We start from the raw sequence: 19,301 nt of genomic DNA on the forward strand, positions 1-19,301 counted from the left end.
ACGAACATACTACAAAAAGGTCAAGAGCCTGGTTTAATAATTTTTGTATAGGTTTGAAGTGCGATCGATTCCAAGTAGTAAAAGTTTGGATCTTAATTTACCAGCAAATCACTCTTTTCCTCTAATCTCCAGAAATGCCGCGCCGAAATTCTTTAACTGCTTCAACCCTAGAAGCCATCAGCAGACAGCGAGATAACAAGTTAATATCTAAATCTGGCAATATTTCGCTTTGGGCAATTTTTTCATAGCCGTGCGATCGCAAATGATACAAACCAAACAATCCATCTTCCCAAAACCAAACTTCCGGGACTCCCAAGGCTTGGTAGCGATTCAATTTACTCTCGTTACCGCTAGTAAATACAACTTCGATCGAGAGGTCTGCAATATCTCCCGATCTTCTGTTAATCAAGTAAGATTGGTCTGCTTGTGCGGATGCTTTTCCTTCTTGTTCTTGGGTAAAGCTTCCTGTGGGAGTAAACTCGATTTCTTTTTCGACAAAATACGTACCCAGCAACAGGGCGATGACACCGCTGAAGACTTCATGTTCTTGCGAAACTGCCAAAATTTCTACCTCACCTTTGAAATAAAACAGTCTAATTCCGGGGGAGTCAGAGAATCCCTGTTCGATTAGTTTGAATTGTTGCCAATCAATCCCGGAGTGAATTAACCGTTGGTCTTTTGGTTTGTCTAATGTTACTGTCATAGCATGACCTCCTTTAACTAATATATTTTATCCTAAAAATGTGGCTACTGAAACCCGATCGCGCCCTGCTTCTTTCGCCCGATAAAGCGACTCATCGGCCATCGCAATTAGCTCTCCCGGCTGCGACTTCGCCCCCGGAATGCAGCAAGCTACACCCAAACTCAGCGTCACATATTCGCTGACAGCAGACTTAGCGTGAGCTATATGCAAACCCCGCACCTGTTGTGCGATCATTTCAGCTACGGAAGTGGCACCTTCAATATCCGTATTCGGCAAAACTACTACAAATTCTTCTCCACCGTAACGCGCTACTAAATCAGCAGCTCGCTTTACCGAATGCTGGATCACCGCCGCCACTTTCCGCAAACATTCATCCCCCGCTTGGTGACCGTAAGTGTCGTTGTAAAGTTTGAAATAATCAATGTCGCACATAATTAAAGACAGCGGTGCTTCTTCCCTCGCCAAACGCCGCCATTCCGTATCGAGGTATTCATTAAAAGAGTGGCGGTTTCTTACCTCAGTCAAACTGTCGTAATTTGCCAAATAATGCAAGGCTCGATTCACTGTTTCTAACTGCTGTTTCTGCTGCAGCAACTGACGGTTGAGTTCCGCCAACTGCTGTTCGGCTGAGTGCGATCGCAACAAATTTCTCACCCTCGCGAGCAATTCCCTATCGTCAAAAGGCTTTGAAATATAATCGTCAGCACCCGCATCCAAACTTTCGATCCGAGATTCCATCCCCGATCGGGCTGTCAAAAAGATTACCGGAGTAGATTTCAATTCTGGCGTGTTCCGAATCTCCTTGAGCAAATCCAGCCCGTTTTGTCTGGGCATAATTTGGTCACTCACAATCAAATTTGGCTGCAAACTTTTGGCTTTTTCTAAACCTTCAACCCCGTCACTCGCCACGGCGACTCGATAGTACGGAGTTAATAAAGTTTGGAGGTAAGCCAGCAGAAAATTGTTGTCTTCTACTACCAGCAACAGCGGTAATTCTCGGCTGTCACTTGTTAATTCTTCCAGATGATTTTTGTCGTCAAAACTGTTAGGTTCCGGCAGCGGGGTCTGGGGTGTGGTCGTCCGGACATTTCCCGAACCCCACTCTCCCGATCCGAATCCACTCAGTCCAGCCAATTGGGCGATCGCGATCACCAACTGATTCGCTTCCACCGGCTTCGACAAATGCCTCTGAAACCCGGCCTCCAGCGCTTCGGCCGAATCTTCTTCCTCAATGCCTCCCGTCAGCGCCACGGCCGGTAGCAGTTCCCTGTGCTCGGACATTTCCATTGCTCTGATGCGGCGGATTAAATCGCAGCCGTCGGCTCCCGACACCGCCATATCGCTCACCAACACGTCGGGCCGCGACTGTTGCAACTCGGCCATCGCTTCGCAGGCGCTACCCACCGCTGTTACCTTGGCTCCAAATGCTTCGAGGCCTGTTTTGAGAAATTGGCGGATCTCGGCGCTGCTTTCGACCACCAGGACTTGCTTTCCCGCTAGGGGTTTGGAAACCGATCCTGGTCTGCTTTCCCTTTGGGCGATCGCAGCAGTGCGATCGTCGGGTGCATTTTTGTTGGCGCTCGGTAGCAGCACCCCAAAGGTCGCCCCCTGACCGAGGCCGGGACTCGAAGCCCAAACATTTCCCCCGTGCAGTTCCACTAACTGCCGCACAATTGAGAGCCCGAGCCCAAGCCGATTTTGTTCCTTGTTCTGGAAGCTGTCTGCAGGGCGGAAGTAGTCAAAGATGTGCGGCAGAAATTTGGGGTCGATGCCGCAACCGCTGTCGCTGACCCGAATCAAGACGCCCGACTCAGTAGGCTCGATCCGCACTTGAACTGGGTATGGTGTGGATTCTGGGGTGAATTTGATGGCGTTTGCAAGGAGGTTCCAGACTATTTGCTGCAAGCGTTCTGCATCTGCCAAAACGTAGCTGACGGCGGGGTCGAAATGTTTTTCTACGCGGAGGTTTTTGGCATCGGCGGCGGGACTGAGGGTGTCGATCGCAGATTCTACGATCGACGGGAGGTGAACTGGGCCGATGTTCAGGCACACTTTCCCTCGCAGCAACCGCGAGAGGTCGAGGAGATTGTCTATTTGTCGGTTTTGTAATTTGGCGTTGCGCTCGATGATTTCCAAAGCGCGGCTGGTGGTGGCTTCGTTTAAATTGCGCGATCGAGCTAGCTGCGCCCATCCCAAAATCGCGCTCAGGGGCGATCGCAGTTCGTGGGAGGCGATCGCCAGAAATTCGTCTTTTGCCCGGTTGGCTTCAGCTTGGGCTGCTTCAACGGCTTTGCGATCGGTGATGTCGAATCCGATCGCCAAATACTGACAGGGTTTTCCCTTGCAGTCCAACAGTGGAACTACTGCTGCGTACACCCAATAATCACTTCCATTCTTGGCTTTATTCTGAATGTCTCCTTGCCAACTTTTACCTTTGGCAACAGTTAATAGCAGATTTTTGATGATTTCCGAAGATTTATATTCCGAATGGAGGATGCCGAAGTGGCTGCCGATTAGTTCGGCGTGGGAATAGTTGGATATGGAGCAAACTCGTTCGCTGACATAGTTAATAATTCCTCGCGCGTCAGTCCTCAGCGCCAGTGTCGATCGGTCGATCGCTCTTTTAAAATCTAAACATTCTTGTAGCGACGAATCTAGTTCTTTTGTGGTAGAAAATTGACCGAGCCGATCGGACGCGTTTTGTTGCGGGCGATCGGGCTTATCCTTACTCCGTTGTTGGATTTCCATTGCTTCTATTTTCCCCTGACGGCTGACACCTAATCTACTCGCATCCTGATTCATTATCACAATTTTCTTTCCCGCACCGGCGGGTGTAATATTTTGTATCTCTTCATCTTCCTGAAAATTTGGCAGGCACCACATCCACTCGGGAGTCACCTCAATTGTTGTTTATAGTTGGCTAAAGTTTGTCAATCTGAGGACTGATTTTTCATATCTAGCCGATCGTCGGCTGCAGGCTCATTCCTTTTTATCTTGTTATCTTTTATATTTTACTAGGGGGAATCACTGAGAAATTTATGGTGTAGAGCACACACCGACAGTTGCATTGTTGTTTGAAACGGATATCATAACCGTCAACTTTTTTCTCACAATTACTCCTAGTATCTGGCACAAAGTCTCGTCTTCGGCCGGCTTTCGGGTCTGTGGCATTCTGCCTCATCTACACTGAAGGAGATATATCTGCAGGGCTAGACAGTTCCCAAATCACGGACTGGTTTGGATGCACAAAGTCCCTGTCTGGCGATCGTCCGTAACTTCTTTTAAATTATTTTCTTCAACATCTTGACAGGTCTGTATATTTTTTGTATTATAAAATGTAATATGCCTTCAGAGAAGAGAATCGGCCAACGGCCTTGACGCACTCAACTATTAACAATTTGAGGAAAATCGTCTGTGAATTTATCTGTGAATTTATCTGTGAATTTATCTGTGAATTTAGACGCTGTACGCGAGCAATTTGAACAAAGAGCCTTTGATTATGACGGTTTAATTCCCCGCCTCATTCCGCGCTATGGCGAGCAACACGATGTAATATTGCAGTTAATCCCTTCTGAAACTAATGGTAACATAAAAGTTCTGGATTTAGGTGCGGGAACTGGCATACTGTCGGCTGTGATTCTGCAAGCATTTCCTCAAGCAAAAGTCCTAGCCTTTGACATCGCCCAAAATATGCTGAAAACTTGCCAAACTAACTTGTCCGCTTTCCGAGAACGGCTGACCTTGCAGCAAGGAAACTTTGCCGAAGATGATTTCGGCAGCGGTTACGATTTGGTAGTTTCAGGGTTAGCAATCCACCACCTCGACAGCGCAGGCAAACAACAGCTATTTCACAAACTTTTCCACTCGATGAATCCCGGGGGAATCTTGCTAATTCGAGATATTGTGACAGGTGCTACTCCCCGGCTGACTGAGCAATACGAACAGTTATGGCGGCAGTACATGAAAGCTAACGGAGAAGACGATGCAGCCTGGTTTCAAAAATATCGAGAAGAAGATATTCCCTCCTCTGTAGAAGAGCAGACAAAGTGGCTTGCAGAAGCTGGTTTTGCAGACGCCGGATGTCACTGGCGCTATCTAAATTTTGCTATTTTTGGCGGAGTTATCCCAAGGTAGAAGGCATTCGGCAGAATGCAGAGTTTTTGATGCTTCTCAAAATATAAAGGTCGTGAAAAATCGCCGATTCAACACTTTTTTATTCGCGGACGCCGAACCTAATTGTGTAGGTAGTTAAGGGCGGACTTTACCGCTATAATTCGCGCGCAAGACCATTTTTTACGTCCGGGAATCATTTTCTGCCAACCTGTAGAGGCGCGTTCACTCAAGCGCCCTCTGGCAGTGCAAACAGATTCAACAAACCCGCATCCAATCAACGAGATAACCCGCTAGTGAAATTTTGTAAAAGGTGATTTAAAAGCTGAATAAATCAAGTAAAATTATGAACCATTCTCGATTAGTAAAAATCAGCCGATATCTCAGCAAACACCTGCGTCACGCGCCCTCGCGCATCGGCATTGAACTCGCTCCCGGTGGCTGGGTTCCTGTTAGCGAAATCCTCGATGCGTGCCAAAAAAATAACTTTCCAGTTCAGCTTGCAGAACTCAAAAAAGTAGTCGCGCAAAACGACAAGCAGCGCTTTTCCTTTGACTCCACCGGCACTCTAATTCGTGCCAACCAAGGACACAGCGTAGAGGTTGACTTGCAGTTAGAACCCGCTGTTCCCCCAGATATTTTATATCACGGAACAGGTAGCACAGCCGTCGAGTCTATTCTCAGTCAAGGAATTAGGAAAATGTCGCGGCATCACGTTCATTTGTCGGTGAATATCCAGACGGCGCGCCAAGTAGGTGCAAGACATGGCATCCCGGCAGTCTTGACTGTAGATGCCGCAGCCATGCAACGCGATTGTCATACATTTTACTGCTCGGAAAACAAAGTTTGGTTAGTAGATTTTGTGCCGCCCGCTTATCTCAAAATAAGTTGATAAATTTCACTTTTTTTGTATAAGGTGTACCACAAAAACTGTAAAATAAGGGTAAGTAGGAGTTTTGCAAAATGAGTGCGGAAGATATGGGCGATCGCGAAAACAATTTTCATCAAAACAATTCTCAAAATAGAGGTCTGCTAGGCTCTGGTTGGCGACCTTTTTACCGTCAATTTGATTGGGGACACCTGGTACATTTAGCGTCTAGCGACCCCCAAGAACTCGCTCAAAAAACTTTAGGGGCAGCTAGCGACATTGCCGACGCAATGGGACGACACCAATATACTTGGTGGGCCAATATTTTAAATGTCTTCTCGGAAAATACTCGCTACGAAATTGATGAATTTTGGGATTACATTACTCCGCAGCCAGTTTACCCGGATTACCGCTACAAAGACATTTTAGCTACCGAAACGCCTGTGGTGCAATTGGTCAGCCGCGCTAGCATTCCCATCGACTACGTTCTCAACAAACTCCAAGAGATTACTGTTTTCAAAGTTCTGGATTTGCTAGGGAAACCGGATGCGATTACCCAGTCTTTTATGGAGCGACATTTTTCTTATCCCTCGGAGCGATTTGTTAGCTGGGAACGCTTGGAAGTTTTGGGTACTGTTTATGCTTCTTGGGCCCGATTCGGCTGCTGGCTGCAAATTGACAGCTACGACAGGGGAAGACGCTGCTACACTCTAATTTGCCAAGATATTGCGCCGCTAGTTAGCAAGGCAACTTATAATTTAGCGGTGATTCTGGGCGGGTATAAAAGTCGCGTCGGACAGGTTCACAGCCAGTTCCCAATTCGCACGTTTTCTGCGGAGGTTCAAAGTTTTACCGATACAGTTCAGCAGGCAATTTTGGATCAAAATCAGTTGGCTGTTTTGGTTAGTGGCGAACCGGGGACGGGCAAAACTGCTTGGACGCAAGCGGTAGCAAAGGAAATTTTAGTGCCGCTGGGTTATGTGATTTTTATCTTAGACCACGATGCTGTGGAAAATTTTGTGCCACCGAGTTATTTGGAGCGGATTTGTATTATTATCAATGAGGCTGATAATTTGGCTCAAGATCGATCGACCGCAGAAGCACAACGCACTAACAAAACTGAACACATTTTGAGTTTGCTGGATGGAACTTTGTATCAAAGCGTCATCGACGAACACGGCATTCAATTTCAGCAAAAACTCGTAGTTTTGATGACTTGCAACACCACTGAAAGATTAGATCCTGCAATGTTACGGAAAGGGAGAGTGGATTTTACCAGTGAATTTACGCACAAATTTGTTTGAGCGCTCTCTTGCATTCTCAAGCGATCGGGCGATCGCACTGGCTACACGATCTCATAGCTGGTAAAAGTATAGTCATTTATAGACATGAGAGGCTTCGAGTCCCTCCCCTTTCGCTTTTACTTTGAGCGGATTAACCCGCCTTGGCTGAACTACGCAGCTCTCTATCCCATCGCTGAACGCATTTGGGATTGCTTTTCTAAGAATATTGTAAGAAGCATTCACATCAGAATTAATTAACTGACCAGTTGATGTTTTGTATAAACCTCGTTTGATCCGTTTCCCAGTAAATACAGGCTCTTTTTCTGTTTTCCCGTAAACAGGAATTGGGTCTAAACCCAAAAAACTGCTTTTGGACGTATAGGATTCTTCCTGCACAATCACTGTGATTCCCACCAGTCGAGCTTTGTACTCTAACATCTCAATTAGTCGAAAGTGAGGAATACCTACAAAATTTTGATTGGTTTGTTTTCCCAGGTTGATCTCAGTTTTCCACTGTGCATTTTTGCCGATCGCTAGCGTTCCAACCTGTTTCACTACCAAATGGTCAACAATCGCACGACTGGCATGATGCAAGTAATTATCGATTTTTTGATTTCGACAGCGAGTTAAACGCTGAATCCGGAGTGAAGTTTTGCGATTTCCTTTTAGCAGGGACTGCAATCGTGAAGAGCGCTTGTTGTAAAACTGGTTGATGGATTTCAATGGTCGCCCATTAATCAACAAAGGGATAAATCCCGGCTGATTTGAAGTTAGCGCTACTAAATTATCCAGTCCCAAATCAATGCTAGCTACAGAATTAGCGTTGTTGACTGTGGACTCCCCTTCATTGTAAATTACCTCAATTACATAGGAATCGCATTTCGGAACCAACCTAACTTGGCAAACCTGGTCGGGATCGACTTTGGTTTTAATTAAAAGTTCAGTACCCGAAAGTTTAACAATTCCTTTCTTCAACTGTTGGCTGCTAATTGCTTGAATGGTGTAGACGAGAAGGTTTCGCCCTTTGGTTTTGTCTTTATACTTTGGCAATTTCGGGCGACCAGTGAACTTTGAAGAATCAGCCTTGTAAGCTTTAGTTGCTTCAAAAAACGATTTCCAATTCTTGTCTAGCACCATCAAGATTTGCTGGCTTACTTTAGCAGGTAAAGCCTTGTAGGCTTCATGAGACTTCATCAATCGATTCATTTCGTTGTAATTGACATAACCCCATCCATAAATAAAGTTCTGGCGAATGACGTAAGTGGCGGCATTGTAGAGGTTTTTGGATTTAAAGGCTAGTTCGTCAATCTGAGCGAAACGGGGTTCCGTTGATTTAATTATATGCCTCTCTGTCAGTTGCATTTGAGACTTCTACTTTTAGACTACGTGTATTCCTTACTTGACCAGGGTTAACAATATAATACCATTATTGTCTATAATTGCTTATAAACTCAATGAAGTTTGACAATACCATGTTCGATGTAGGATCTCCAATTAAAGAATTGGAAATGACGGATGAAGCTCCAGGTTTGGATCACGGGCCTACAGTTGCATTCTTTTGGGAACTTGTCTAAAATACCGAACAATCATCAGGAAATCCTCTAAATATCAAAGTTTGGGGGAAACTTTCTTGAGTACCTATAGACCATTGGTGTCAACAATCGCCTAAAACCATTTTTCTCTCTCGTTTTTTGCCTAGTCTCGCTGCCCTCTTGCGCCCCGGAATAGTCGGGGGACACAACAGAGCACTCCAGTCCCCTCCGACTATTATTCGGGGGGCGGTTGCACGATCTATGCCTAATCGTCAAACAGCAACCGGGCACTAGCTTTGGTCTTAAACTGACACTAATGCCTATAGACATATCCCCATCAAAAATGATATCAATGATGGGTGACACCCTCTAAGGGTATCGTCCGAGAGAGCAAATCAGGGGAAAACAGCATTTTTGGTCTCAAACAGAATTTTTCAAACTTGACAGCTATGGAGGAAATCCCAAACCGTGCAAACTAAGCCAGTTCAGCAAAAAAGTCAGGGACTGGGAAGGTACGTTGACGGGACTTTCCCGATCGCCCAACAACCCGCAGAGGCAGCCGTGTCCGAGAGTAAAGAGCGATTTCGGCGGTTTGTGGAGCGCTCCGCCGAGGCCGTGGCAATGGTAGATTGTGAAATGCGCTATCTGTCGGTTTCTCGTCGCTGGGAAACAGATTGGGGGTTGGGCGACGGCGAGGCGATCGGTCGATCCCATTGGGAACTGTTCCCGAATCTCCCGGAATATTGGGAGCAAAATGCCCAAGCTTGTTTGACGGGAGTTTTGGAATACAGCGAGTTTGTGGCAGGGCGATCGATCGCATCTGTATCAGGAAAAAGCGCAAGCGGCTCTGTCAGCGAGTCGGTAAGATGGGTATTTCAGCCTTGGACAAATAGCGAAGGTGCGATCGGCGGTTTGATTTTGTTTGCATCTAAGATAGGTGAGGCTCCCGGTCAAACAAATTGCTATAATAAATTTCAGTCCGAGGTCAAAAGCAAGCAGTTAGAAACAATACCACAACTAACTCAAATTGCCCTCGAAAATGCTGCTGATACAATCTTTTTTAGTACCTCCGACGGTCAAATTTGCTACGCGAACAAAGCCGCTTGCCATCTTTTCGGCTACTCGGAATCGGAACTGCTAAACATGAGGGTTAGCGACATCGATTCGCAGTTGCCAGCATCGGATTGGCGAGAACACTGGGCTCAACTCAAGCAGCAAACCAACCTCACTTTTGAAACCAGTTACAAAACCAAAGAGGGCGCCAGTTTTTCCGTCGAAGTTAAAGTCAATTATTTAGTATACGGCGGCTGCGAATACCGCTGCGCGATCGCCCGCGACATTTCCGCTCGCCTCGCAGCAGAATCAGCGCTCGTACAGGCAAAAGAGCAACTTCAAGCCGTTTTAGACGCCGTGCCCGGATTAGTTTCTTGGGTAAGTTCCGATTTGCGCTACTTGGGAGTAAACCGACATTTAGCTAGCGCTTATAAAATGCCGTCCGAACTATTTATCGGTCAAAAAGTAGGTTTTTTAGATACAAGTCCCACATTTAACGATTTAGTATACGATTTCTTTGCCAACCATAAAAAGAAGACATCTCAAGAAGTAACAGCGAGCATCAGAGGAGAAAATAAAACTTATCTAATAGTGGCTCAAAAATACCATAACAATACGGCGGCGGTATTTGTGGGATTGGATATTACAGACAGCAAACAGTCTCTTTTAGCTTTGCAAGAATCAGAAGAACGCCTGCGACAACAAGCGGCTAAATTAGAGCAGACGCTGTTGATTTTGCAGCAAACTCAAACTCAACTGATTCAAACAGAAAAAATGTCATCTCTGGGGCAGTTGGTAGCAGGAATAGCGCACGAAATTAACAATCCAGTTAGTTTTATTTCCGGCAATGTCAGCCACGCCACGGGCTACATTCAAGAACTGCTGCGAACGATCGACCTTTACCAAAAGTATTATCCCCATCCCGTGCCGGAAATTCAAGATTTGATTGAAGAATTAGACTTAGACTTCATCAAAAAAGACTTGCCCAAACTGCTAAATTCAATGAAAGTCGGTTCCGAAAGGATTCGCGATGTCGTGCGATCGCTCCGCTTGTTCTCGCGTACCGACGAAGCCCAAATGAAGCCTGCAGATATCCACGAAGGTTTGGACAGCACTTTGCTGATCTTGCAAAATCGCCTGCAAGCCAAAGGGGGACGGCCGGGGATTTCTCTAGTTAAAGAGTACGGGGATTTGCCGCGAGTTCACTGCTATCCGGGGCACTTAAACCAAGTGTTCATGCACTTGTTGACAAATGCGATCGACGCTTTGGAAGAAGGGGGGAGAAATGCCGAAAATTATGGTAAAATTCAAAATCAGTCTTGCTTGTCTTCAGCCCGGTCGAGCTCTGAAATATTCAATCCCGAAATTCGGATTCGGACCTCCGTGGTAGGGGAAAACGAAGTTGCGATCGCCATTAGTGACAACGGCCCTGGCATGACTGAAGAAGTCCTCGACTGCATCTTTGACCCTTTGTTTACCACTAAATGTCAGGACACGAGCACAGGTTTGGGTCTAGCAATCTCCCAGCATTTAGTAGTAGAAAAGCACGGCGGTAAGTTGCACTGTGTTTCGCGTCCGGGAGAGGGAACTGAGTTGATCATTAAAATTGCGATCGGCAACGATTAATGAGCGATTTATAACAGGCAAATAATATGGTAATCGAGTGGCTAAAATTTCAAGTACCTCCCGAAAAGTGGGAGGCATTTATTCAGCGAGATGAAGAAGTTTGGACGGCAGGATTGAGAAGTTTACCCGGTTTTTTGGGCAAGGAAACTTGGGTAGATCCGGTACAAAATGAGGTGGTGATACTGATTCGCTGGCAAACTAGAGAGTTGTGGAAGTCGGTGTCGCAAAGCACCATAGATGAGCTGGATGCCAAAATGGGCGATTTGCAAATTGCGATCGCCGAAAGTCGCGAATATCAAGTTCGCAAGTTTTTGCATTAGTTAGTAGTCCTTAGTTAGGAGTTAGGAATCAAGCGTCCAATCTTCGATCAAAAGTCCAGGAACTTGACAAAAGTCTCGTTGGTTGCGAGTGATCACCGTAGCACCGACGGATAAAGCAATGGCTGCAATCCGCATATCTTTTTGCAGGCGATTTTTCCGCAGGGGCGGGTGATCCTTTAACAGTTTCTTGAGACAAGTATCAGCTTCCGGTGTAAAGTCCAGTACCTCAATAGTTTGGAGATATTTTACAGTTGTCCAAAGTTTTGAATAGAGTCCAGGTAGGTTATGCACCAGGGATGGATCGTTAATCCTGCCAACCCAGCCATTGAAGAGTTCTTGAACTGTGACAATAGTGACAGCAACCTGATGCTTTTTCGCGTTAGCGGTGACATGGGGATGATTGTAGAGAATCAGTGAAATGCAATCCGTATCCAGAATAAATCGAGACACAAAAAGCCACCTCTACAGGTAATAGGAAGGATCTACTTCTGACTCATCATCTGAGGTTCGTTCGGCGCGAATAGATTCCATAATTGCCCCAAAATCGGAATCGTCTTTAAAGACACCTGCAAATTTCATCCAGGTGGGTTCAGAAGCCTGAATCGGCACGTTCCATGAAATCGCTTCAATATTTTTGAGCCGTTCTAAAAAGGTAGCTTGAATTTGTGCGATCGCCGCTTCTCGTGTTTGTGCTTTCACTTGACAGTCGGGAAACTCTCTAACAGATGCGGCAACTTCCCCGGATGTGAGTGATTCTAGCAGCAGCGTCACCTTGAGGTTGGTGAAGGGTTCGGACTGCGGTAACTCTAGGTTGATCATGTTAATTTTTGAAAGATTAATTATGAGTTTACTTTTATTGTACCGCAGACATTGATTTGGTATTTGGTGTGAAGGGCGATCGTTATTGGTACAATCATTGCAGTGTTTGGTATTTGGTGTGAGGGGCGATCGCACCACCCCTTGCTTTCCACCTATGCAACCACAGATAACCTGGAAACTTTCGGATCTGATTTGTTGTGCTCTATGCGCTACCTAGACAGTGACAGACTTGGCAATTTTTGCCAGCAATCGCAACGCTTCATTGACAGAAGCTGAGTCTCGAAATATTTCTGCTACATCTGGATCGAGAATCACAACATTACTTGATTTCATATAGGCTTCATAGTATTTGCCACGGACACCACCTGAAAAATCGTATTCAGGTCTCATCTCGTCATTAATTGTTACTTCAGGTTCCTGACTCATAGCTTTTTCTCTCTTGTCGGGTGGCTAAACGGGCGCTGATTAAACGCACTTCACCTTCTCGTTCTGTATGGGACACAACAAAAAGGCGCTGTAAATTTGACTGACCGATAGTTAAAAGACGGAACTCACCTACAGAGTGGTTAGGGTCAGAAATTGTAATAGCCAGTGGATCTCCGAAGACAGTGACAGCTTCTTCAAAAGACACACCATGCTTTTTGGCATTACTAATCGCTTTGTTTGAGTCCCACTGAAACTTCATAGATATATTCTACTCTCAAGCAGAAGAGGGAGGTTGGCAATTGCCTAGCTTACTGCTGTATTTTACTATTTAGGGCCAAATGGCGAAAATCAAAAATGTCTATGTGACTGACTTCTAGGAACTCATAGACTCTGAGGAATGTTGAACTGCTGCTGTAGCGCTGTCATGGCTTTCTCGACTGGGATTCCTTCACCTCGATCGAAGCTTTCGAGTCCTTTGCGAATGCCGATGATAGCTTCGAGGTAGTCGATTCGTTCTAGCAGTTGTTCGTAGGTATTAAGTTGGGGGTTGGGAGTGGATTTTAGCGATCGTACCAAACTGAGAAGATCCGCAAGCAGTTCGTCAGGGGTGCTATCTATTTCTTGGATGAGGAGTTCTTTGATGGTCATCGCGGCATCTCACGAGGATTGATACTTTGAGTATAACGAGTGTCGATCGCTATGAGTTTTGATGGGCGATCGCACTCCGTACAATCATCGCAGTGTTGGGTATTTGGTGTTAGGGGCGATCGCACTTTCATTTTAGGCGATCGCTCATCAGAAAGAAGAAAGGGCGATCGCTATCTATGCAAGCATTGCACTGTTTAGTATTTGCTTTGGTGAACAGTTTTAAGGTAAACTAGAATTGCTCAAAGTTTCTGGAGTCTGACATGGAAACAATGAAACTGATCTCGCATATTGGAAGCGATGGCATATTGCTTCTCCAAATGCCCACTGAGTTTAAAGATACTTCTGTTGAAGTGGTAGTAGTTGTACAGAGTATACCATCAGAGGAAATTCAACCGAAGTATAACGCTTGGGGAAAACTGACTACTAAAAAATCAATTCAAGCAGCAATTGCGAGAATGGTACAACTGCGGCAAGAAATTGCCTTGGATAAAAGCTCAATCCGTTCCATGATTGAAGAAGGGCGCAGGTTTTAATGCAGTTTGTATTGGATTGTTCTGTAGCTATTAGTTGGTGCTTCGTCGATGAAGAGAACGATTATGCCAATGCTATACTCGCGATGATGCCAGATTGCGAAGCATTTGTACCAGGCATTTGGTCGCTAGAAGTTGCTAATACTCTCCTGGTTGCCTAGCGACGCAACCGCATGACAACCGAGCAATCTGAGATAGCTATTACTTTGTTACAATCACTTTTAATTCAGGTGGACGAAGCTACGGATAGCAGCGCACTCTCCTCAACTATAGTATTAGGAAGACAAGAACGTTTAGCTGCTTATGATGCAGCTTATGAGAGAGTTAGCACTACGATTGGAATTGCCGATCGCAACTCTTGATAATCGCTTGGCGGAAGCGGCAACTCGCTGCGGTGTGGGGTTGGTAGCTGTTGGTGGAGAAATGCCAGAGACGGGGCGATGATTATTATGCGATCGGTTATCAGAAACAACAAAGGGCGATCGGTCTTGATGCGTGTTCGGGCGATCGCGCTTCCACGTTGATCTAAACTGGAAGCTTGGTCTTGAGGTGTACAAGGTCTTCAAGCTGTTCACGAAAGACTCTAACTCGCTCAAACAAGGTTTTTCCAGTGTCTACTAAAGCTTTGGGAGGGGCACTGACTTCTAGATTGGCGATACGCCCCTTAATTGCCATCCGAGCATAGAAAAAACGCCATCTTTGCCTGTTAATCTGCACCACAAACCAGAGCAAATCGTTGAGGCTCATCTTGTACTTGGGCAACAAAACCCGAACTGAACTGCCACCGTTGCCCCTTGCCATAAATGACCAGGGCTGTAACGCTGCTTTGCCAAAAGCAGTAATCGTGATGCCGCCTTGCTCAAACACCTCCTCTGGAACAGGATCAATCAAGCTGATAATGCTGTTGGTCGAGTCACCACTACTTATATAGGGAATCGCGCCTTCAATGTAATTTTTTTCACCTATCGAGCGTCCATTCTTAATGTCGAAGTATTTGGAAAGTGTTCCATGAGTTCCATAAGGTAATTCATTACCGTCATCCTCTTCATCTGCAACCCCAAAATCTTCAAGAACAACATCAGCCAAGTCGGGCATCAAAGTCACCGCTTCAAAGATGCCGCGCATAGCTTCACTTCGTAAACGTTCAAATTCGCGTTCTGAGAGTTTAGGTTGAGGTAGCCATTGTTGTGGACTCCACTCGATATTGCTCATGGGAGAATGTCACATCCTTCTACGACTGTGACTAATTCAGAAATCACCGTTTGACCTTTCATAAAAACATGAAATTGGTTGACAATCTCATCAATCTGATTGCCTGCTCGTTCCACACGCTTACCCTTAAGCTTTTCATATCCATCATTCCAAATTCGCGCCATGAATATTTTGTCAGTTGAGGCAAGAGGTACATGAGCTTCAGCAACCATGATCGAGGTTGGTGCAGCAGTCGGGTAAAATAAGTCTTCAGGAAGGCTAATCATGGCGAGGAGTTTATGTTTGAGCAGAAAACGTTGTCGCCATGCGTTGTGATCCATATCGGCGAAAATTCCAGCATATACAACTACAGTCAATAATCCACCTGGTTCTAGTGCATCCATTGCTCGGTCAACAAATAGATACTCCGGCTCCTCGTCTTGGGAAAACGGCGGGTTTAGAAACGCTCTAGTGCATCTATGATTTACAATCGAGAATATATTTTCGTCAAAGCAGCTTTCGTTATAAATATGACTTTTACCATCTCCTCGAAAGAACATATTGAGCATCGAAAGCGCCCAAACAGTCGGATTAGTATCAAAACCAATAATTGAATCTTTGACCTTCTCAATTTCTGCAGCACTACGAGCTTGTTGCATCATGGCATCAAATGCAGCAACGAGAAAACCGCCTGTACCCGCAGCAATATCAATAATCCGATCTCGTACACTAACTCCAACTAATTCGGCACACATCCGCGTAATATGTCGTGGTGTGAAAACAATTCCCAGGGCATTGTTATCATAGCCATAACGCAAAAATGCTTCATAGAACATTCCCAAAAAATCAGCATCCGTTTGTATGACTGAGCGAACATTGAGGCGTTTTAGTGTATTGACCACTCGACCAATATAAGGAGAAAGGCGATTAAAATCTGCCCCTGATAAACGAAGAGCATCTTTGAGTCGTTGTTTATTTTGATCTGGTAATTTGTGTGCGCCCTTAATAGCACTTTCAGCTAGTGTATTAACTGATGATAACGCATTAGTAGGAGTTGTATCAATTTGTCCCTGGTACATTGCCAAAACTAAAGCACCAATCACTTTAGGACGAAGTGGAGCTTCTATTTTCGCAGTGCGTAGAATACGACTTGTTTCAATTGCTGCATCAACAAACTCAGCTTGTGATGGTACACTAACTTTTGTTGAGCCATTATCTGTTTTCAGCGCAATTTCAATTTCTGCTTTGGTTGGAAAAGTAGTTAGGGCGAAGCCATGTGAAGTGAGAGAAATCCATCCCTGATGAGTCAAAAAAGAAACACTTATCTCAAACCCTTTATCTTCTTCTCCCGCAGCACCAACCGCTACTTTGATACTGTATTTACCTGTTGCATTGATTTTTTCAGCGTAATCCTCTGCTTCCTTTTGTGCTTGTTTTAGTTTACCTGCTTCGTTTTTTGCCTCGATAATAATCGTGGGATCACTTACCAAACAGAAAAGAAAGTCCGGGCGTTCGCCTTGAAGACCAATATTATGGAAATAAGCCTCGATTTCTTGCTCCTCTAAAACATCTCCTCCGCTACTAACGTGACGCAGATCCCAACCACGACGTTCAGCTTCACGCCGAACATAATAACGACAACGATTTTCCGATCTTCGATTTTGTTTTGGAGCCATGCACTGTTAACAAGCTAACTATTAATGAGAACGCAACTGCGCTCTCACACACTGTTACAAGGTATAAAACTGCAAGCGTTAAATATCTCAATTTACGCTTTAATACTTCTCCTATTTTCCTTGGGAATCAAAGCTTTGTCTAGCCAAAAATGCTGGATTTTGTTGGCAATGTTGTTAGCTACTCCAACTCGCCCCATGTAAAAAATGTTAGAATATGCCAGAAAATGTTGGAAAATGTTAGGTATAATACGGAAAATCACAACATCCACGATATTGCATGAATCTTAAGGAAGTGTTACAAATGGCTGACGAGATGGTATTTGCCAAAACTGGTCAGCACCTCGATAACTTACAAGAGGCCATTCTGCGAGGAACCATGCAAGGTGATAAATATACCAAAATTGCCGAGGATATTCACTTTAACGAGAGTTATGTTAGGCAAGCTGGTTCGCAATTATGGCAGATACTTTCAGCAGAGTTGGGGGAAGATGTTAGTAAATCAAATTTACGCTCGGCAATGGAGAGATTGCAAATATCCATATTTTCCAAAAATTTTGCACTACAACAAGACTGCGTACAAATAAGTTGTTGCGTTAATTCTTATGGAGAAGGAAGACACCCGCCAAATACCCCAAACTCCAACCCACCAAATCAGGAAACATCTAATTCAAAACAAACTAAAACTCTACATCAAGATTTAAGCGAAATGCCGGAGTTGGGTAATTTCTTCGATCGCACCCCCTCTCTTAACACCCTCACAACCTGGATTCTACAACAAAACTGCCGCCTCATCACCCTCACTGGTATCAGCGGCATCGGCAAAACATCCCTAGCAGTACAACTCGTACAACAAATAAAAGACGAGTTTGAGTACGCAGTTTGGTGCACCCTAGACGAATTCCCCACCATCGATAAATTTCAATCTAACCTAACACAGCTTTTTTCCCAGTCAGAAAACCCTGATTCATCCCCAACAAACCACAAACGCTTACCGCTGATTAAGTATTTACAAAACCATCGCTGTTTAGTAGTCTTGGATGACGTTCACAACCTTTTCTGTAGCGGCGAATTGGCAGGAAAGTATAAACCACACTACGAAGAATATCGCTCCCTATTCAAACAAATAGAAAAATTATCCCATCAAAGTTGCTTTCTGCTAGTCGGTTGGGAACCACCGAAAGAAGTTCCTCAACTCACAAGTGAAAATACTCCCATTCGTACTTTACAACTCACTGGTTTAGACACCGCGGCCGCACGAGAAATTCTCAGAGATAAAGGATTAGTAGAAAGCGATAACTGCGAAGCACTCATTCACCGCTACCAAGGCAACCCGTTATGGTTAAAAAGCGTGGCGACTTTGATTCAAGAGTTGGGAATCGGTGCGAGTGAGGTATTAATAGATGATACCATATTGTTACCCGAAGATTTGAAAGATGTTTTACAGCAGCAGTACGATCGCACTTCCGAACTCGAAAAACAAGTCATGTCATTGTTGGCGACAGAAAACCAGCCAGTCAACTTCGCCAACTTGCTACAAAATGCACAAATATCATCATCCGATTTGTTAAACGCCTTGCAATCTCTATCGCGGCGCTGCTTGATTGAAAAAGAAGCAAGTCTTTACACTTTGTCACCTGTACTGAAGCAGTATATCAAAACTAGACGATCGCACTTAACAAACATCGACAGTGAATAAACATTTCAAACAACACCGCTTGTCAACTCTTGTTTCCTCAAATTCGGCAACAATGCCAAAACATCCAAATACCACCACCAACGCTGAGGTGTAATCTCCTCTAATTTGCGCTTCTGCATTAAATCCACAAATCTCGACAACTCCTCATAAAACTCATTTGCTTGTTCAACTAACCGTCGATCGGCATTTGCTAATAAACCTTTCTCTTCCTCACTCAGTTGAGATTCTACTTTTGCCAACTCATCTCTAAGTTGCAACATTTCTAAATGTTCAGCCCCACTCACATCAGGAAATTCAACCATTACACAATAGTTCTTTACCAAAGTATTCATAACAAATCCTTAACTAAACCTACATAAATAAACATTGAATTAGCCAGGTAGCTTTCCGGTTCCTTTGGAGGAAAAGCCGTTTCTAAAACTCCATCCAAGCCCATCATTACCAGCCCTATTGTGTTATTTACACTGCTGGTAACTGTCGGATAAAACGTTTCTCCGTAGACATACACATAAACTTTAGCATCAGCATCCCTGACAATTAAACTGATAACTCCATTATATTCTTCAAGGGTCGCATCCGGCCCTAAATGACCTAAATTAATCCTTTTGAGTAAATGAGACATTGCTTTTCCTGGTTTCCAGAAAATTCCGTCTCTCACCCGCTCAATTGCCTGCACAATCTCTAATTGCCTACCTTCATCAAAAATCAACTTTAACCTTGCCTGAAAAAAAGTTAACTGCAAACAAACATATTATAACCTATAATAGTTAACTGTTAACAGTCTGTGCTATCATAGAATACCAAACTTATTGAGTCGAGT

22 protein-coding genes are annotated in these 19,301 nt (G+C 44.7%); 10 read left to right on the plus strand and 12 right to left on the minus strand.

Annotated elements, in window-relative coordinates:
* Positions 1–121: 121 nt before the first annotated feature.
* Both QUB16_RS04785 and QUB16_RS04790 read right to left on the minus strand, forming a co-directional pair.
* Entirely contained in the window at positions 122–703 is a 582-nt protein-coding gene (locus QUB16_RS04785; protein ID WP_333314397.1) for a Uma2 family endonuclease, read from the minus strand.
* 27 nt (positions 704–730) lie between these two features.
* A complete protein-coding gene (locus QUB16_RS04790; RefSeq protein ID WP_333314399.1) occupies positions 731–3,601 on the minus strand; it encodes a diguanylate cyclase in 2,871 nt (956 codons plus the stop codon).
* Positions 3,602–4,117: 516 nt separating this feature from the next.
* On the opposite strand from QUB16_RS04790, the gene QUB16_RS04795 reads away from it, so the two are divergent.
* The 3 genes from QUB16_RS04795 to QUB16_RS04805 all read left to right on the plus strand — a co-directional run bounded on the left by QUB16_RS04795 (position 4,118) and on the right by QUB16_RS04805 (position 6,985).
* Positions 4,118–4,837 carry a class I SAM-dependent methyltransferase gene (locus QUB16_RS04795; RefSeq protein ID WP_333314401.1) on the plus strand — a complete coding sequence of 240 codons (720 nt, stop codon included), beginning with the start codon at positions 4,118–4,120 and terminating at the stop codon, positions 4,835–4,837.
* 322 nt (positions 4,838–5,159) lie between these two features.
* Positions 5,160–5,705: an RNA 2'-phosphotransferase gene (locus QUB16_RS04800; protein WP_333314403.1), complete on the plus strand. Its 546-nt coding sequence runs from the start codon at positions 5,160–5,162 to the stop codon at positions 5,703–5,705.
* A gap of 71 nt (positions 5,706–5,776) precedes the next feature.
* Complete coding sequence (locus QUB16_RS04805) at positions 5,777–6,985, plus strand: AAA family ATPase (protein WP_333314404.1); 1,209 nt, start codon at positions 5,777–5,779, stop codon at positions 6,983–6,985.
* A 72-nt stretch (positions 6,986–7,057) separates the two neighbouring features.
* Here QUB16_RS04805 and QUB16_RS04810 read toward each other — a convergent pair whose 3' ends face one another.
* Positions 7,058–8,326 (minus strand): transposase, encoded by a 1,269-nt coding sequence (locus QUB16_RS04810; protein ID WP_333314406.1) that lies wholly within the window; start codon positions 8,324–8,326, stop codon positions 7,058–7,060.
* A 638-nt stretch (positions 8,327–8,964) separates the two neighbouring features.
* Here QUB16_RS04810 and QUB16_RS04815 point away from each other — a divergent pair.
* Together QUB16_RS04815 and QUB16_RS04820 are read left to right on the plus strand one after the other, a co-directional pair.
* Positions 8,965–11,175, plus strand: a complete 2,211-nt coding sequence (locus QUB16_RS04815; RefSeq protein WP_333314407.1) for a PAS domain S-box protein — start codon at positions 8,965–8,967, stop codon at positions 11,173–11,175.
* A 26-nt stretch (positions 11,176–11,201) separates the two neighbouring features.
* Positions 11,202–11,495 (plus strand): TIGR03792 family protein, encoded by a 294-nt coding sequence (locus tag QUB16_RS04820; protein WP_333314408.1) that lies wholly within the window; start codon positions 11,202–11,204, stop codon positions 11,493–11,495.
* Between the two features lie 21 nt (positions 11,496–11,516).
* Here QUB16_RS04820 and QUB16_RS04825 read toward each other — a convergent pair whose 3' ends face one another.
* The 5 genes from QUB16_RS04825 to QUB16_RS04845 all read right to left on the minus strand — a co-directional run bounded on the left by QUB16_RS04825 (position 11,517) and on the right by QUB16_RS04845 (position 13,388).
* A complete protein-coding gene (locus tag QUB16_RS04825) occupies positions 11,517–11,945 on the minus strand; it encodes a type II toxin-antitoxin system VapC family toxin (protein ID WP_333314410.1) in 429 nt (142 codons plus the stop codon).
* Positions 11,946–11,957: 12 nt separating this feature from the next.
* Positions 11,958–12,314: a hypothetical protein gene (locus QUB16_RS04830; RefSeq protein WP_333314411.1), complete on the minus strand. Its 357-nt coding sequence runs from the start codon at positions 12,312–12,314 to the stop codon at positions 11,958–11,960.
* Between the two features lie 213 nt (positions 12,315–12,527).
* Entirely contained in the window at positions 12,528–12,740 is a 213-nt protein-coding gene (locus QUB16_RS04835) for a hypothetical protein (RefSeq protein WP_106147613.1), read from the minus strand.
* Positions 12,724–12,999 (minus strand): BrnT family toxin, encoded by a 276-nt coding sequence (locus QUB16_RS04840; protein WP_194011534.1) that lies wholly within the window; start codon positions 12,997–12,999, stop codon positions 12,724–12,726. Before QUB16_RS04840 ends, QUB16_RS04835 begins: the two co-directional genes overlap by 17 nt.
* Before the next feature lie 122 nt (positions 13,000–13,121).
* Positions 13,122–13,388: a prevent-host-death family protein gene (locus QUB16_RS04845; RefSeq protein ID WP_194011533.1), complete on the minus strand. Its 267-nt coding sequence runs from the start codon at positions 13,386–13,388 to the stop codon at positions 13,122–13,124.
* A gap of 39 nt (positions 13,389–13,427) precedes the next feature.
* Here QUB16_RS04845 and QUB16_RS04850 point away from each other — a divergent pair, with 39 nt between their 5' ends.
* The 4 genes from QUB16_RS04850 (at position 13,428) to QUB16_RS04865 (ending at position 14,280) form a co-directional block, all read left to right on the plus strand.
* Positions 13,428–13,586 carry a hypothetical protein gene (locus tag QUB16_RS04850; RefSeq protein ID WP_333314412.1) on the plus strand — a complete coding sequence of 53 codons (159 nt, stop codon included), beginning with the start codon at positions 13,428–13,430 and terminating at the stop codon, positions 13,584–13,586.
* 71 nt (positions 13,587–13,657) lie between these two features.
* Positions 13,658–13,921 (plus strand): hypothetical protein, encoded by a 264-nt coding sequence (locus QUB16_RS04855; protein WP_333314414.1) that lies wholly within the window; start codon positions 13,658–13,660, stop codon positions 13,919–13,921.
* Entirely contained in the window at positions 13,921–14,079 is a 159-nt protein-coding gene (locus QUB16_RS04860) for a type II toxin-antitoxin system VapC family toxin (RefSeq protein ID WP_333314415.1), read from the plus strand. Before QUB16_RS04855 ends, QUB16_RS04860 begins: the two co-directional genes overlap by 1 nt.
* Positions 14,080–14,091: 12 nt before the next feature.
* Positions 14,092–14,280 (plus strand): hypothetical protein, encoded by a 189-nt coding sequence (locus QUB16_RS04865; protein WP_333314416.1) that lies wholly within the window; start codon positions 14,092–14,094, stop codon positions 14,278–14,280.
* Positions 14,281–14,443: 163 nt separating this feature from the next.
* On the opposite strand, the gene QUB16_RS04870 is transcribed toward QUB16_RS04865, so the two are convergent.
* A complete protein-coding gene (locus tag QUB16_RS04870) occupies positions 14,444–15,130 on the minus strand; it encodes a hypothetical protein (RefSeq protein WP_194011529.1) in 687 nt (228 codons plus the stop codon).
* Complete coding sequence (locus QUB16_RS04875) at positions 15,127–16,785, minus strand: N-6 DNA methylase (protein WP_333314418.1); 1,659 nt, start codon at positions 16,783–16,785, stop codon at positions 15,127–15,129. The genes QUB16_RS04870 and QUB16_RS04875 overlap by 4 nt, the downstream gene beginning before the upstream one ends.
* A gap of 277 nt (positions 16,786–17,062) precedes the next feature.
* Between QUB16_RS04875 and QUB16_RS04880 the strand changes: the two genes are divergently transcribed.
* Positions 17,063–18,481 (plus strand): NB-ARC domain-containing protein, encoded by a 1,419-nt coding sequence (locus tag QUB16_RS04880; RefSeq protein ID WP_333314419.1) that lies wholly within the window; start codon positions 17,063–17,065, stop codon positions 18,479–18,481.
* A gap of 5 nt (positions 18,482–18,486) precedes the next feature.
* Here the strand turns inward: QUB16_RS04880 and QUB16_RS04885 are convergent, their stop codons facing one another.
* Together QUB16_RS04885 and QUB16_RS04890 are read right to left on the minus strand one after the other, a co-directional pair.
* Positions 18,487–18,813 (minus strand): hypothetical protein, encoded by a 327-nt coding sequence (locus QUB16_RS04885; protein WP_333314421.1) that lies wholly within the window; start codon positions 18,811–18,813, stop codon positions 18,487–18,489.
* A complete protein-coding gene (locus QUB16_RS04890; RefSeq protein ID WP_333314422.1) occupies positions 18,810–19,223 on the minus strand; it encodes a hypothetical protein in 414 nt (137 codons plus the stop codon). Before QUB16_RS04890 ends, QUB16_RS04885 begins: the two co-directional genes overlap by 4 nt.
* Positions 19,224–19,301: the final 78 nt, after the last annotated feature.

This window comes from Microcoleus sp. D3_18a_C4, assembly GCF_036702415.1.
GTDB lineage: Bacteria > Cyanobacteriota > Cyanobacteriia > Cyanobacteriales > Microcoleaceae > Microcoleus.